Below are 13,989 nucleotides of genomic sequence, written 5' to 3' on the forward strand. Positions count from 1 at the left end.
CTCACGGGACGGGGCCTTCGTCGTGCCGGCCGGTCGGCGGCCTAGGCCTCGAAGCGGTAGCCCAGCCCGCGGACGGTGACGAGGAGCACGGGGTCGGACGGCTCGCGCTCGATCTTGGAGCGGATCCGCTTGATGTGCACGTCGAGGGTCTTGGTGTCGCCGAAGTAGTCGGATCCCCACACCCGGTCGATGAGCTGGCCGCGCGTGAGCACGCGCCCCGCGTTGCGCAGCAGCAGCTCGAGCAGCTCGAACTCCTTCAGCGGCATCGCGATCTCGCGGCCGTCGACCTCGACCGTGTGGCGCTCCACGTCCATGCGCACGGAGCCGACCTCGAGCACGTTGAGCGGCTCGTCGTCCACCTCGACGCGGCGGCGGAGCACGGCGCGGATCCGCGCCAGCAGCTCGCGCGTCGAGTACGGCTTGGTGACGTAGTCGTCGGCCCCGAGCTCGAGGCCCACGACGATGTCCACCTCGGAGTCCTTGGCGGTGAGCATGATGATCGGCACGGCCGAGCGCGTGCGGATCTCCCGGCACACCTCGGTGCCGGGGAGGCCGGGGAGCATGAGGTCGAGCAGGATCAGGTCGGCGCCGTCCTTGTCGAACGAGGCCACCGCGGCGGGACCGTCCTCGACGACGTCCACCTCGTATCCCTCGCGCTGGAGCAGGAAGGCGAGCGGCTCGCTGAGCGACGCCTCGTCCTCGACGAGCATGATGCGTGTCACGTGGGTTCTCCGATGTCCGTACCGGCGAGCGCCGGGGTCTGCGATGCCTCGGGGAGGCGGATGGTGAAGGTCGAGCCGCGGCCGGGACGGGACCAGACCCGCACGTCGCCGCCATGATTCTGCACGACGTGCTTGACGATGCTGAGCCCGAGCCCCGTGCCGCCGGTGTCGCGGGCGCGGGCCTGGTCCACGCGGAAGAAGCGCTCGAAGATCCGGCCCTGCTCATCCTCGGGGATGCCGATGCCCTGGTCGGTGACCACGACCTCGACGGCGCCGTCGTCGACCATGACGCCGATTCCGACGCGCGACCCGTCCGGCGAGTAGTTGACCGCGTTGCTCAGCAGGTTGTGCACGGCCACGACGAGGAGGGCCTCGTCGCCGTAGACGGTCGAGCGCGACCGCTTGCCGCGCGCGAGCTCGATGCCGCGGAGCTCCGCGCCGAGCCGCACCTGGTCGAGCGCGACGCTGATGACGTGGTCGACGTCGACGGGCTCCGCCTTCTCCAACGCGTTGGCCGCCTCGAGCCGCGAGAGCTCGATGATCTCCTGCGTGATGCGCGCGAGCCGGGCCGACTCCGTGGTCAGCCGGGCGGCGAAGCGGCGCACCTGCACGGCGTCGTCGGCGCATGAGTCGAGCGCCTCGGCGAGGAGCCCGACCGCGCCGATGGGCGTCTTGAGCTCGTGGCTGATGTTCGCCACGAAGTCGCGGCGCACCTGATCGAGGCGGTGCGACTCGGTGCGGTCCTGCGCGAGGAGGAGCACGTACCTGGTGCCGAGGCGGGCGACGCGGACGTGCATCTGGAACTCGGCCGCGCCGAACGGGCCGCGCGCGAGCGACACCTCCTCGGCGAGCGGCTCGCCGGACCGGCGCACGCGGTCGACCATGGAGACGAGCTCGGGGTGGACGAGCGCCTGGTGGAAGACCAGGCCGGAGGAGATGGCGCCGGGCGACGCCTTCATCACGTTGTTGGAGGGATCCAGCACGATGCCCGCCGACTCGAGCGCCTCGAGCACCTGGTCCACGCCGTCGGGGACGACCGGGTTCGTGATCTCGACGGCGCGGTCGCCGCGGTCCGCCGCGTGGTTCAGCAGCCACACGAATCCCGCGCCGACCGCCAATCCGATGAGGAGGCAGACGAGCACCAACGCACCGGTGTCCATGCGCCCACACTAGGAGACGGCATCGGGGCGTCCCGGCCGTCAGGCCCCGCCGCACGGGCCACGAGGGCGCGAATTCAGCTCGCCGGCACCGTGCGTTAACCTCGCATGACCAGAGTCGGAGGATGTGGGCCCGTCACCAGGGGCCCGCCATGCCCGAGAACCACCCCGCCCCTCGCAGCGGGGCGGCCTGAAAGGACGTCCCCCATGCGCGAAGTGTTCCAGCAGGAGCTCCACGAGGTCCAGGAGCGTCTCATCGAGATCTCCGCGCTCGTCGCCATCTCCATCGAGAACGCGACCCGCGCGTTCAACGAGTCGAACGTCAGCCTCGCCGAGACCGTCATCGAGCAGGACCGCCGGATCGACGAGCTCGCCACGAGCCTCGACGAGCTCGCGATCAACATCCTCGCCCGCCAGCAGCCGGTCGCCCGTGACCTGCGCATCGTCGTGAGCGCGCTCCGCATCAGCGCGTCGCTCGAGCGCATGGGCGACCTCGCCGAGCACATCGCGCAGCTGTCGCGCTACCGCTTCCCGGACAAGGTGGTCCCGAAGTCGCTGCGCCCCACCTTCCTGGAGCTCGGCCAGCTCGACGTGGCCATCGCGCGCAAGCTCACGGACCTCCTCACCACCGAGGACCCGAAGCTCGCCGAGGAGATCCGCAACGACGACGACCGCATCGACGAGCTGCACCTCAGCGTCTTCGACAAGGTGCTCGGCGAGACCTGGAAGGGCGCGGCCGTCGACACGGTCGACTCCACGCTCGCCAGCCGCTACCACGAGCGCTTCGCCGACCACGCGGTGTCCATCGCGAAGACCGTGCAGTACCTCGCGACCGGCGACTGGGTGCAGGCCGACGCCTGATCCCGCCGCGGGCCACGACCCGCAGCGATGACGAGAGCCCGACCGGATGATCCGGTCGGGCTCTCGTCGTCCGTGCGGGTGGCGCTACTTCTTGCTGCCCTGCGCGGCCACGGCCGCGGCCCCGGCGGCGGCCGCCTCCGGGTCGAGGTACTCGCCGCCGGGGACGATCGGGCGGTAGTCCTCGTCGAGGCGGTAGACGAGGGGGATGCCGGTGGGGATGTTGAGCTCCGCGATGTCCGCGTCGGAGATGCCGTCGAGGTGCTTCACGAGCGCGCGCAGCGAGTTGCCGTGCGCCGTGACGAGCACGGTGCGGCCCGAGGCGAGGTCGGGCTGGATGTCGGACTCCCAGTAGGGCAGCATCCGCTCGATGACGTCCTTGAGGCACTCCGTGCGGGGCAGCGCGTCGCCGAGGTCCGCGTAGCGGGGGTCGCGCGACTGCGAGTACTCGTCGTCGTCGTCGATGGGGGGCGGCGGCACGTCGAAGGAGCGGCGCCAGGTGGCGAACTGCTCGGGGCCGTACTCGGCGAGGGTCTGCGCCTTGTCCTTGCCCTGCAGCGCGCCGTAGTGGCGCTCGTTGAGACGCCAGGTGCGCTGGATGGGGATCCACGAGCGGCCGGCGCGCTTGAGCGCGATGTTGGCGGTGTCGATGGCGCGGATGAGGACGGAGGTGTGCAGCACGTCGGGGAGGATGCCGGACTCGGCGAGGAGCTCGCCGGCGCGCTGGCCCTCCGCGACGCCCTGCTCGCTCAGCTCGACGTCTACCCATCCGGTGAACAGGTTCTTCTGGTTCCAGTCGCTGTTGCCGTGACGCAGCAGCACGAGGGTGCGGGGTTCAGCCATGCCGCCAGCCTATCGAGCGATGGGAGACTGATCCCATGCCGGGCGCCGCCTCCCCCGTCGGCTCCGTGACCCGCGGGACGACCAACACGAACCGCCTCCGGCGTGTCGACAGGTGGATCGCGACCCTCGGCTCCCTGCGCACCGCTCCCGCGCCGCTCGTCGTGGACCTCGGCTACGGCGCGAGCGGGATCACCGCGCTCGAGATGCACCGGCGGCTGCGCGCGACGCGGCCGGACGTGCGCGTCGTGGGGATCGAGATCGAGCCGGGGCGCGTGGCGCGCGCCCGGGAGCAGCTCGCGGCGTGGCCCGACGCGTCGGCCCGGGAGCGGATCTCCTTCGTGCGCGGCGGGTTCGAGGTGCCGTTGCCCGGGGGCGAGCGCGCCACGGTGATCCGCGCGTTCAACGTGCTGCGGCAGTACGACGAGGCGGAGGTGCCGGCCGCCTGGGCGCGCATGGCGGCGCGGCTGGCGCCCGGCGGGTCCGTGGTGGAGGGCACCTGCGACGAGATCGGCCGGGTCGCGAGCTGGATCGACGTGCGCGAGGACGGGCCGCGCAGCCTCACGATCTCGCTCCGCCTGGCAGGGCTGGAGCTGCCGTCGATCGTGGCCGAGCGGCTGCCGAAGGCGCTCATCCACCGCAACGTCCCGGGCGAGCGCGTGCACGCGGTGCTCGCCCTCCTCGACCGCAGCTGGATCCTCAGCGCCCCGCTCGGCGTGTACGGCCCCCGGCAGCAGTGGCTGGGCACGGTGCGGCGGATGCGCGACGCGGGCGTCCCCGTCGAGGGCGGGCGCGCCCGGTGGCGGCTGGGCGAGCTGACCGTGCCGTGGTCGGCGGTCGCGCCCGCCTAGACCTCGGGCAGCGCCTGTCGCGCGGTCGCGGCGTCGACGCCGGCGGCCACCTGCAGGTCGACGAGGAGCGGCCGCAGCAGCATCACGAGCATCACCTCGCCCACGGGGGCGCCGGGGATGAGCTCGCGCGGATCCAGCCGCACGGCCACGAGCACGAGGTTCTGCTGGGCGAGGGGCGCGGCCGACGGATCCGACAGGCTCTGGCCGAGGAGGTTCACGCCGTTGGAGACGGTGGCGAGCAACTCCGCGAGCACCGGGCGGCGCACGCGGTCGACCACGAGGAAGTCGATGCGCCGCGAGATCACGCGCAGGTTCCGCACCGCCAGGTCCATGCCGTCGAGCACGCGGCGCTGGGCGCGCAGCTCCGGCAGGTGGCGGCGCAGGAACGGCGAGATGCGCGCGATGGAGAGGGCCGAGTCGGCCGCCGCGCTCCACGCGTCGATGAGCGGCTGGGTGCGGCGGAGGCGGTCGAGCGCGCGGTCGGCGGCGGTCGCGTCGCCGAGCCGCAGCGCCGTGACGAGCGACGTGAGCGCGTAGGAGCACTCGGAGAAGACGCGGCGGGCCTCGCGCAGGGCTTGGCGCCTGGGATCCCGCGGGATGAGCGCCGTCGCCAGCAGCGCCACCGCGCCGCCCACGAGCCCGTCGACGCTGCGGACGAACACCCCGCCCGGCGGCGCGGGCAGCAGCGCGACGAGCACGGCCTGCACGCCGGCGGCGACGGCGAACGCGGCGTTCGACGACAGCAGCCGCGCCACCAGCAGCGTGGCCAGGATGATGACGAACAGCTGCCAGGCACCGCGTCCGATGCCGAGCAGGAGCACCTCGCTGAGCGTGATCCCGACGGTCATGCCGATCGCCGTCTCGAGCACCCGGACCGGCCGCGCGTCGCGGACGAAGCCGAGGCTCGTGATCGTGACGGTCGTCGCGAGCAGCGGGGTGTCGTGGCCGAGGACGTGGTGCGCGAAGGCCCAGCCGCCCGTCGCCGCGACGGCGATCTGCAGGGCGGCGGGCGCGGATCCCCAGAGGCGCAGGAGCGCGGCGCGCGGATCCGCCCGGTGCCTCAGGGTGCGGGCGGCACGGGCCGACCGCTCCCGCGCGCGCTCAGCGGCGGACCGCACCGAGCCGCGGCAGGCGGGGGACGTCGGCCGAGCGGCCGGCGTCGGTGGGCACGATCGCGTCCTGCATGGCCTGGACCCGCACGTCGTCGGCGACGACCTCGAGCTGGAGGCCGGGATCCACGTTGCGGCGCACGACCGCGAGCGCGACCGGGCCGAGCTCGTGGTGCAGCGCGCTCGAGGTGACGGCCCCGACGACCTCGCCCGGGGTGCCGTCGGCGGCGGCGGGGAGCCGCACCTCGGATCCGGCCCCCGGCAGCACCGCGTCGGATCCGTCGAGCTGCAGCAGCACGAGGCGGCGCGGCGGCCGGCCCAGGTTGTGCACCTTGGCGACCGTCTCCTGCCCGCGGTAGCAGCCCTTGCTGAGGTGCACGGCGCTGCGCAGCCAATCGAGCTCGTGCGGGATGGTGCGGTCGTCGACCTCGGTGGCGAAGCGCGGGCGCCACGCGGCGATGCGCAGGGCCTCGGCGGCGAGCACGCCCGCGACGGGCAGCTCGCCGGACACGGCCCGCGCGACGACGGCCGGCAGCGCCGACCGCGGCACGAGGCGCTCGCTCCAGGTCCAGCCCTCGCCCGGGTGCGACGCGGCCGCCGCGTACTGGTGGCCGCCGGGGACGACGTGGGCCCACGGGTCGCGCCACACGAGCGGCACGCCGGCGGGCGCCGCGACGGGGAGGTCGGGCTCGCCGAGCGTGCCGATGACGGCCAGCTCAGCCGTGCGATCGGCGGGCTCGACCCGGAGCATGAAGCGCATCCGCTGCAGGTACGCGAGCAGCGACGCCGCGTCGCCGGCGCCGAGCAGGAGCCACGTGGTGACGCCGTCGTCGAGCACGCCGACCGCGTGCTCGAGGCGGCCGTTCTGGTCGAGGAAGAGGGTCTCCGCGGAGTCGCCGGGCGCGAGGCCGCGCAACGACTGGCTGGTGATGGAGTCGAGCCAGGTCAGCCGGTCCTCGCCCGTGATGGAGAGCACGGCCCGGTGCGAGAGGTCGACGATCGCGGTGCCCGCGGCGAGCGCGCGCTGCTCCGCGACCAGGGATCCGAGGTGCGCGGGCACGCCCGCATCCGGACCGTCCGCGGCGACGGTGCCGGGCAGGTCGAGGAAGGGCGAGCGGGCGACGACGGGACCGGGGTCAGTCGACATGCGACACCCGCCCGGAGGCGTGCGTGCGCAGCGGCTGGCCGAGCGCCGCGATGTCCCACGCCCAGAGCAGGTCGCGCTCGACGAGGCCGTAGAGCCGGGTGGCGCCCGTGTAGGCCTTGGCACCCTCGGTGCGGAGCACGGCGTCGGTCGCGAGGTCGATGCGCGCGCTCTTCACCTGGCCGACGTAGAGCTCGCTGACCCCGCCCGGATGCACGAGCGCGACCTCGACGTCGAACCCGCCGTCCGCGTTGCGGAGCGTCTCGACCTCCTCGGCCGTCGTGAACGGGCGCTCGCCGGTGGGCGGCAGCATCGCCGGACCCGGGTCGCCGTCGGTGACGCGGCGTCGCAGCCGCCAGTAGCCGGTCTCCGTGACGAAGGGCACGGGCCCGTCGTCACCCTCGACCCACGCGTACGAGGAGTAGTTGAGATGCGGCAGCCCGTCGTGGCTGAAGCTGATGCGCTGGCCGAACTCGCGGCGGACGACGTCGTCCCCGACCGCGTACTCGACGACGCCCGTGCCCTCCCAGACGCCGAGGAGCCAGGACAGCGGGACGAGCTCGGCGGGGAGGCCGGTCGGGATCTCGATCATGCGGCGCGCGGTCAGCGCTGGCCGCGGAAGAGGTTGTAGACCACGACGAGCGAGACCCAGCCGATGGAGAGGCTCGCCAGGACCAGCAGTCCGGTGAAGAAGAGTTCCAGAGCAAGCAGCGACGACATGGCCCCAATCTACCCCACGGGTGGCCGGATCCGACCGGTCGGTCTAGGCGGCGACGGGCACGAGGAGCACGACGACGGTGGCCGCGGCGAGCACGAGCACGGCTCCCACGACGCTGCCGACGGCGCGGTCGACGAAGCCGGTCTTGCGGGGCAGCGCCAGCTGGATCACGAAGGTCCCGATGACGCACGTGGCGAGCACGAGCGGGAACCATCGCGGGGCCGCGTCGGGGCCGACGGCCATCGCCACCACGACCGCGCCGACGGCGGCGGCCAGCCAGACGGGGACGAGGCTGCGCAGGGGGGAGGTCACCCCGCAATCCTGCCCCACGTATCATGGGGGGAATTCATCCATGGAGGATCCCTGTGGCCCAGCTGTTGATCCTGACCTCGTCCGCGGACACCGACGTGCTCCCGGCGCTCGGGCTCCTCAGCCACCGGACGCGGCACATCCAGGCGGATGCGGCGAGCCTGGTGAACGCCCCCGCGGCCGATCTCGTCCTGGTCGACGCCCGACGCGACCTCGCCAGCGCGAAGTCGCTCTGCAAGATCCTCACCACCACGGGCGGCGGCACGCCGCTCATCCTCGTGCTCACCGAGGGCGGGCTCACGGCGGTCAGCGCCGACTGGGGCGCGACCGACGTGATCCTCGACTCCGCCGGCCCCGCCGAGGTGGACGCGCGCGTGCGCCTCGTCATCGGCCGCGCGGCGCTCGAGCACACGGGCAGCAAGATCCAGGCGTCCGGGGTCGTCATCGACGAGGCGAGCTACTCCGCCAAGGTGCACGGCAAGCCGCTCGACCTCACCTTCAAGGAGTTCGAGCTGCTCCGCTTCTTCGCGAGCCACCCGTCGCGGGTCTTCACGCGCGAGCAGCTGCTCAGCGAGGTGTGGGGCTACGACTACTTCGGCGGCACGCGTACGGTCGACGTGCACGTGCGGCGCCTGCGGGCGAAGCTCGGCGACCTCGAGTCGCTCATCGGCACGGTGCGCAACGTCGGCTACCGCTTCAACGTGTACGAGGAGGACAGTGAGCGCGTTCCCGCCCCCACCGATCCCGGCGCCTGACGCCTCCCGCGTCGCCCGCGTCGAGCCCACCCCCGACGTCGTCCGCGGGATCCTCGAGCTCGGCGACCGCGCCCGCGCGGACGACGGCGTCGCCCCGTTCAACGAGCAGACCCGCCTCACGCTCGGCACGGAGGACGGCCCCGCCCTCCTCGTGGTCCAGGGGACGGACGGCCGCCCGATCGGCGCGGCCGTGGCTGCGCGCGGAGACGGCGGGATCGAGGCCGAGATCGTCGTGGATCCGGCTCGCCGCCGCCGCGGCGTCGGCCGCGCGCTCCTCGACGCCGTGCTCGCGGAGGCCGCGGGATCCCCCGTCTCCGTCTGGGCGCACGGCGACCACCCGGGCGCGCGCGCCCTCGCCGCCGCGACCGGACTCGACCGGGCCCGCGAGCTCCTGCAGCTGCGCGCGTCGGTCGCCGAGGCGCGCACGGGCCTCGGCGAGCGCCCGATGCCCGCCGGCCTCGCGCTCTCCTCCTTCACCGCCGACGACGCCGACGACTGGGTCGCGCTCAACGCGCGGGCCTTCGCGAGCCACCCCGAGCAGGGCCGCATGACCCGCGGCGACCTCGACGACCGCGTCGCCGAGCCGTGGTTCGACCCGGCCCTCCTGCTCCTCGCCCGCGACGCCGACGGCCGGCTGGCCGGCTTCCACTGGCTCAAGGTGGAGGGCGGACAGGCGGAGGTGTACGTGCTCGGCGTGGATCCCGACCGCGCGGCCCGCGGGCTCGGATCAGCGCTCCTCGCCGCGGGCCTCGACCTGCTCGCCGCGCGCGGCCTCGACGAGGTGGACCTCTACGTCGAGGCCGACAACGCGCCCGCCCTCGCGCTCTACCGACGGGCCGCGTTCCGCGACGCCGCGGTCGACGTCCAGTACCGCCGCGCCTGATCCCCGCGCCTCCCCCGGCGCTACCCTGATGCGGTTCACCCTGCGTTCACCTGCCGGAGGGCGGAGCGCACACCACGATGCCATGATGGGCGGATGGACAGCGAGACGTACATCGGCGATGCGAAGGCGGTCGCCGAATCCCTGGACGACTTCGATGACGAGGACGAGCTCCTCGAGGACGACGGGACCCTCCCCGAGGGCCGCTTCCTCGACCGCGAGCTGAGCTGGCTGGCGTTCAACCGCCGCGTCCTCGAGCTGGCGGAGGACCCCGAGCTGCCCGTCCTCGAGCGCGCCAACTTCCTCGCCATCTTCGCCAGCAACCTCGACGAGTTCTTCATGGTCCGCGTCGCCGGCCTCAAGCGCCGCATCGCCACGGGCCTCGCCGTCCCCACGAACATCGGCCGCACCCCCGCCGAGGTGCTCTCCGCCATCAACGAGACCGCCTACCGCCTGCAGGTCCGTCACGCGGCCGCCTTCAACGACAGCGTCCGGCCGGCCCTCGAGGAGCACGGCATCCGCATCGTGCGCTGGGACTCGCTCGACGAGGCGCAGCAGGACCGCCTGCACGAGCTGTTCTCCGAGCAGGTCTTCCCCGTGCTCATGCCGCTGGCGGTGGATCCCGCGCACCCGTTCCCCTACATCTCCGGCCTGTCGCTCAACCTCTCGGTGCGCATCCGCAACCCGAAGACGAACCGCCAGGAGTTCGCGCGCATCAAGGTGCCGCAGATGCTGCCGCGCTTCATGCCGCTCACGCCGGACACGCGCTCGGGCCCCATCGACTTCATCGCACTCGAGGACCTCATCGCGAACCAGCTCGAGACGCTGTTCCCCGGCATGGAGATCGTCGAGCACCACGTCTTCCGCGTCACGCGCAACGAGGACGTGCAGATCGAGGAGGACGAGACCGAGAACCTCATCCAGGCCCTCGAGAAGGAGCTGCTGCGCCGCCGGTTCGGCCCGCCCATCCGCCTCGAGATCTCGGACGACATGGACGCGGTCACGCTCGACCTCCTCATGCGCGAGCTCGACATCACCGAGCAGGAGGTGTTCACGCTCCCGTCCCCGCTCGACCTCGGCGGCCTGTTCGACCTCGCCAAGCTCGACCCCCCGGCGCTGCACTACCCGAACAACGTGCCCACCACGGCCGTCGCGCTGAAGCCCGCCGAGGACAACTCGCGGGCCGACATCTTCCGCTCCATCGCGCAGCAGGACATCCTGCTGCACCACCCCTACGAGTCGTTCACCACGAGCGTGCAGGCGTTCCTCGAGCAGGCCGCCGCGGATCCGCACGTGCTCGCCATCAAGCAGACGCTGTACCGCACGAGCGGCGACAGCCCCATCGTCGAGGCGCTCATCGACGCGGCCGAGGCGGGCAAGCAGGTGCTCGCGCTGGTGGAGATCAAGGCCCGGTTCGACGAGCAGGCCAACATCACGTGGGCCCGCAAGCTCGAGAAGGCCGGCGTGCACGTGGTGTACGGCGTCGCGGGCCTCAAGACCCACTGCAAGCTCGCGCTCGTCATCCGCCAGGAGAAGGGCGGGGTGCTCCGGCACTACAGCCACATCGGGACGGGCAACTACAACCCCAAGACGAGCCGCATCTACGAGGACCTCGGGCTCCTCACGGCGGACGACGTGGTGGGCAAGGACCTGACGCGCCTGTTCAACGAGCTCTCCGGCTACGGCATCGAGAAGAAGTTCAAGCGCCTGCTGGTCGCGCCGCTGCACCTGCGGAAGGGCCTGCTCAAGCGCATCGCCGTGGAGACGCAGAACGCGCTCGACGGCAAGCCGAGCGGCATCCGCATCAAGGTCAACTCCATCGTCGACGAGAAGATCATCGACGCGCTCTACCGGGCCAGCAACGCGGGCGTGCCCGTGCAGGTCTGGGTGCGCGGCATCTGCTCGCTCACGCCGGGGCAGCCGGGGCTCAGCGAGAACATCGAGGTGCGGTCGATCCTCGGGCGCTACCTCGAGCACAGCCGCGTCTTCTCGTTCGTCAACGACGGCGACCAGGCCACCTACATCGGCAGCGCCGACATGATGCACCGCAACCTCGACCGCCGCGTCGAGGCGCTCGTGCGGCTCGTGGATCCCGCGCACCTGCAGGAGATCGAGGACCTGTTCGACCGCGCCATGGCCGACACCACCTCCGCCTGGATCCTCGACTCCGCCGGGGAGTGGACGCGCCGCAACAAGGGCGCGGACGGCACCACGCTGGAGGACCTGCAGACCGCGGTGATGGGCATCGTGTCCAAGCGCAAGCGGCGCGTGCTCCGCTGAGCGGGGCTCCGCGGAGCCCCGGCCCCGCTAGCGTGGGGGACGTGCCCCCTGTCCCCTCCGTCTTCGCCGCGGGCGCCGTCGTCTGGCGCGTGGTCGACGGCCGGATCCGGGTGCTCATCATCCACCGCACGCGACGCCGCGACACCTCCCTGCCGAAGGGCAAGGTGGATCCCGGCGAGACGCTCCCGCAGACCGCCGTCCGCGAGGTGCACGAGGAGACCGGCCTCCGGGTCGCGCTCGGCGTGCCGCTCGGCGCCATCGAGTACGGCATCTCCGGCGGTCGCCGCAAGTCGGTGAGCTACTGGGCCGCCGAGGCCACGGACGCCATGGTCGAGGCGGGCCGCTTCGAGCCGGACGACGAGGTCGAGAGCGTCGAGTGGGTCTCCATCCCCAACGCCCGCAAGCGCCTCGACTACCCCGGCGAGGTGCAGATCCTCGACCTCTTCGCCGGGCTCGTGGAGACGGGCTCGCACCGCTCGTTCGCCCTCATCGCGCTGCGCCACGGCCACGCCGTGCAGCCGTACGAGTGGGACGGGGCCGACGCCTCCCGGCCGCTCAGCGCGCGCGGACGCGACGAGGTCCGCACGATCGTGCCGACGCTCCTCGCCTTCGGGCCGCGGGTCGTCACGAGCAGCACCGCCGAGCGCTGCATGCAGACGGTGGCACCCCTCGCGGAGGCCCTCGGCCGTCGGGTGAAGGAGGACGCGGGCATCAGCCAGGACGCGTACGAGACCTACGGCGGATCCGTGCGGGAGACCGTCGCGAAGCGCGTGCGCAAGGCCCGCAGCGCCGTGCTCTGCAGCCACAGCCCGGTCCTCCCGGAGATCCTGCACGAGATCGCCCTCGCCACCGAGACGCCCCGCGCCAGCCGCATGCCGCGGGCGGGGATGCTGTCACCCGCCGAGTTCTCGGTGGTGCACCTGTCGGCGTCGGACCCGGAGGCGGGGATCCTCGCGGTGGAGACGTACGGGCCGTCCGTCTGACGGCGCCCGGGCGTCTCGAAGCCCGATTCCGCCCGACCGACAACTGTGCGCCCGTACGCCCGAGCCCGTGCCGATCCACGCGGTCTGTTCACCTCCCGTTCACCGATATCGGCCGAACCGGTCAAGAGCCCGACATAGCTTCGTCGAGGGGCATGCACCTGCCTCCTCACAGCAAGAAATACCCGGAAGGCTCCATCACGTGAAGATCTCGCGTCTCGGCAGCGCAGCAGCGCTCGCCGCCGTCACCGCCCTCGCACTCTCCTCCTGCGCCTCCAACGAGGCGCCCGCCGAGGGGGGCGACGCCTCGGCGTCCACCCTGTCCGGCACGCTGAACGGCATCGGTGCCACCTCCCAGGGCGCAGCCCAGGAGGCCTGGAACGCCGCGTTCCAGATCGCGAACCCCGACGTCACCGTCACCTACGCCGGCGAGGGTTCCGGCGCCGGGCGCGAGGCGTTCATGGCCGGCGGTCAGAACGCCGCCTTCGCCGGCTCCGACCGCGCGCTCAAGACCGACGAGCTCACGGGCACGTTCGGCCAGTGCGCCGACGGCGTCAAGCCGATCGACCTCCCCGCCTACATCTCCCCCATCGCGCTGATCTTCCAGGTCGACGGCGTGAAGGAGCTGCACCTCGACGCCGCCACCACGGCCGGCATCTTCAAGGGCACCATCACGAAGTGGAACGACCCGGCCATCGTCGCGCTCAACCCCGACGCCACGCTGCCCGACGCGGGCATCACCGCCGTGCACCGCTCGGACGACTCGGGCACCACCGAGAACTTCGCGAAGTACCTCAACACCACGGCCAAGACGGTCTGGGACGCGGAGCCCAAGGGCGTCTGGCCCTACCAGGGCGGCGAGGCGGCCCAGGGCACGACCGGCGTGGTCGACGCCGTCAAGGGCGGCAGCAACATCATCGGCTACGCCGACGCGTCCAAGGCCGGCACCCTCGGCGTCGCGAAGATCAAGGTCGGCGACGAGTTCGTCGGCTACTCGCCGGAGGCCGCAGCCGCCGTCGTCGAGGCCTCGCCCGAGGCCGAGGGCCGCGAGGCGAACGACGTCGTCTTCGACATCGACTACTCCACCACCGAGTCGGGTGTCTACCCGATCGTCCTCGTCAGCTACCTCATCGCCTGCCAGGAGTACAAGGACCCGGCCGTCGGCGAGCTCGTCAAGGCCTACCTCGGCTACGTGACCAGCAGCGAGGGCCAGCAGCTCGCCGCCGAGAAGGCCGGCGCCGCGCCGCTCTCCGACACGGTCTCCGCTCAGGTCAAGACCGCGGTCGAGTCGATCAAGTAGCACCAGCTGTCCGCCCCCTGATCCGCGCCCGCGCGGGTCAGGGGGCGCTCCCACGGGCGGCCACGCCGCCCCCAGCCCCACCGTCT

At 72.6% G+C, this 13,989-nt stretch carries 14 protein-coding genes; 7 read left to right on the top strand and 7 right to left on the bottom strand.

Features of this window, described 5'->3' with window-relative positions; all coding sequences use genetic code 11:
- Window positions 1–41: 41 nt before the first annotated feature.
- Window positions 42–722, bottom strand: a complete 681-nt coding sequence (locus tag K0V08_RS08345; RefSeq protein ID WP_012039180.1) for a response regulator transcription factor — start codon at window positions 720–722, stop codon at window positions 42–44.
- Window positions 719–1,882, bottom strand: coding sequence for a sensor histidine kinase (locus K0V08_RS08350; protein ID WP_012039181.1), 1,164 nt, complete (start codon window positions 1,880–1,882; stop codon window positions 719–721). The genes K0V08_RS08345 and K0V08_RS08350 overlap by 4 nt, the downstream gene beginning before the upstream one ends.
- A 204-nt stretch (window positions 1,883–2,086) precedes the next feature.
- Here K0V08_RS08350 and phoU point away from each other — a divergent pair, with 204 nt between their 5' ends.
- A complete protein-coding gene (phoU, locus tag K0V08_RS08355; RefSeq protein WP_012039182.1) occupies window positions 2,087–2,740 on the top strand; it encodes a phosphate signaling complex protein PhoU in 654 nt (217 codons plus the stop codon).
- An 84-nt stretch (window positions 2,741–2,824) separates the two neighbouring features.
- On the opposite strand, the gene K0V08_RS08360 is transcribed toward phoU, so the two are convergent.
- The gene (locus K0V08_RS08360; protein ID WP_079534905.1) at window positions 2,825–3,580 is read right to left on the bottom strand and encodes a phosphoglyceromutase; all 756 of its coding nucleotides are present in this window, start codon (window positions 3,578–3,580) and stop codon (window positions 2,825–2,827) included.
- Between the two features lie 35 nt (window positions 3,581–3,615).
- Between K0V08_RS08360 and K0V08_RS08365 the strand changes: the two genes are divergently transcribed.
- A complete protein-coding gene (locus K0V08_RS08365) occupies window positions 3,616–4,428 on the top strand; it encodes a class I SAM-dependent methyltransferase (protein WP_079534907.1) in 813 nt (270 codons plus the stop codon).
- Here the strand turns inward: K0V08_RS08365 and K0V08_RS08370 are convergent.
- The 4 genes from K0V08_RS08370 to K0V08_RS08385 all read right to left on the bottom strand — a co-directional run bounded on the left by K0V08_RS08370 (window position 4,425) and on the right by K0V08_RS08385 (window position 7,711).
- Window positions 4,425–5,546: an FUSC family protein gene (locus K0V08_RS08370; protein WP_079534909.1), complete on the bottom strand. Its 1,122-nt coding sequence runs from the start codon at window positions 5,544–5,546 to the stop codon at window positions 4,425–4,427. The two genes, K0V08_RS08365 and K0V08_RS08370, sit on opposite strands and share 4 nt — an antisense overlap.
- Window positions 5,530–6,684 carry a CAF17-like 4Fe-4S cluster assembly/insertion protein YgfZ gene (gene ygfZ / locus K0V08_RS08375; protein ID WP_079534911.1) on the bottom strand — a complete coding sequence of 385 codons (1,155 nt, stop codon included), beginning with the start codon at window positions 6,682–6,684 and terminating at the stop codon, window positions 5,530–5,532. Before ygfZ ends, K0V08_RS08370 begins: the two co-directional genes overlap by 17 nt.
- Window positions 6,674–7,273, bottom strand: coding sequence for a heme-binding beta-barrel domain-containing protein (locus K0V08_RS08380; RefSeq protein WP_079534913.1), 600 nt, complete (start codon window positions 7,271–7,273; stop codon window positions 6,674–6,676). The genes ygfZ and K0V08_RS08380 overlap by 11 nt, the downstream gene beginning before the upstream one ends.
- A 171-nt stretch (window positions 7,274–7,444) precedes the next feature.
- On the bottom strand, window positions 7,445–7,711 hold the full coding sequence (locus tag K0V08_RS08385) for a hypothetical protein (protein WP_012039189.1): 267 nt from the start codon (window positions 7,709–7,711) through the stop codon (window positions 7,445–7,447).
- Window positions 7,712–7,764: 53 nt separating this feature from the next.
- Here K0V08_RS08385 and K0V08_RS08390 point away from each other — a divergent pair, with 53 nt between their 5' ends.
- The 5 genes from K0V08_RS08390 (at window position 7,765) to K0V08_RS08410 (ending at window position 13,903) form a co-directional block, all read left to right on the top strand.
- Window positions 7,765–8,463, top strand: a complete 699-nt coding sequence (locus K0V08_RS08390) for a response regulator transcription factor (RefSeq protein WP_079534915.1) — start codon at window positions 7,765–7,767, stop codon at window positions 8,461–8,463.
- Window positions 8,426–9,346 (top strand): mycothiol synthase, encoded by a 921-nt coding sequence (gene mshD / locus K0V08_RS08395; RefSeq protein WP_079534917.1) that lies wholly within the window; start codon window positions 8,426–8,428, stop codon window positions 9,344–9,346. Before K0V08_RS08390 ends, mshD begins: the two co-directional genes overlap by 38 nt.
- Window positions 9,347–9,439: 93 nt before the next feature.
- On the top strand, window positions 9,440–11,623 hold the full coding sequence (locus tag K0V08_RS08400) for an RNA degradosome polyphosphate kinase (protein WP_079534919.1): 2,184 nt from the start codon (window positions 9,440–9,442) through the stop codon (window positions 11,621–11,623).
- 32 nt (window positions 11,624–11,655) lie between these two features.
- Window positions 11,656–12,606 (top strand): NUDIX hydrolase, encoded by a 951-nt coding sequence (locus tag K0V08_RS08405; RefSeq protein WP_050976322.1) that lies wholly within the window; start codon window positions 11,656–11,658, stop codon window positions 12,604–12,606.
- Between the two features lie 199 nt (window positions 12,607–12,805).
- Window positions 12,806–13,903, top strand: a complete 1,098-nt coding sequence (locus tag K0V08_RS08410; RefSeq protein WP_012039194.1) for a phosphate ABC transporter substrate-binding protein PstS — start codon at window positions 12,806–12,808, stop codon at window positions 13,901–13,903.
- Window positions 13,904–13,989 lie beyond the last annotated feature (86 nt).

It is taken from the genome of Clavibacter michiganensis (assembly GCF_021216655.1).
In the GTDB taxonomy this organism is placed as follows: domain Bacteria; phylum Actinomycetota; class Actinomycetes; order Actinomycetales; family Microbacteriaceae; genus Clavibacter; species Clavibacter michiganensis.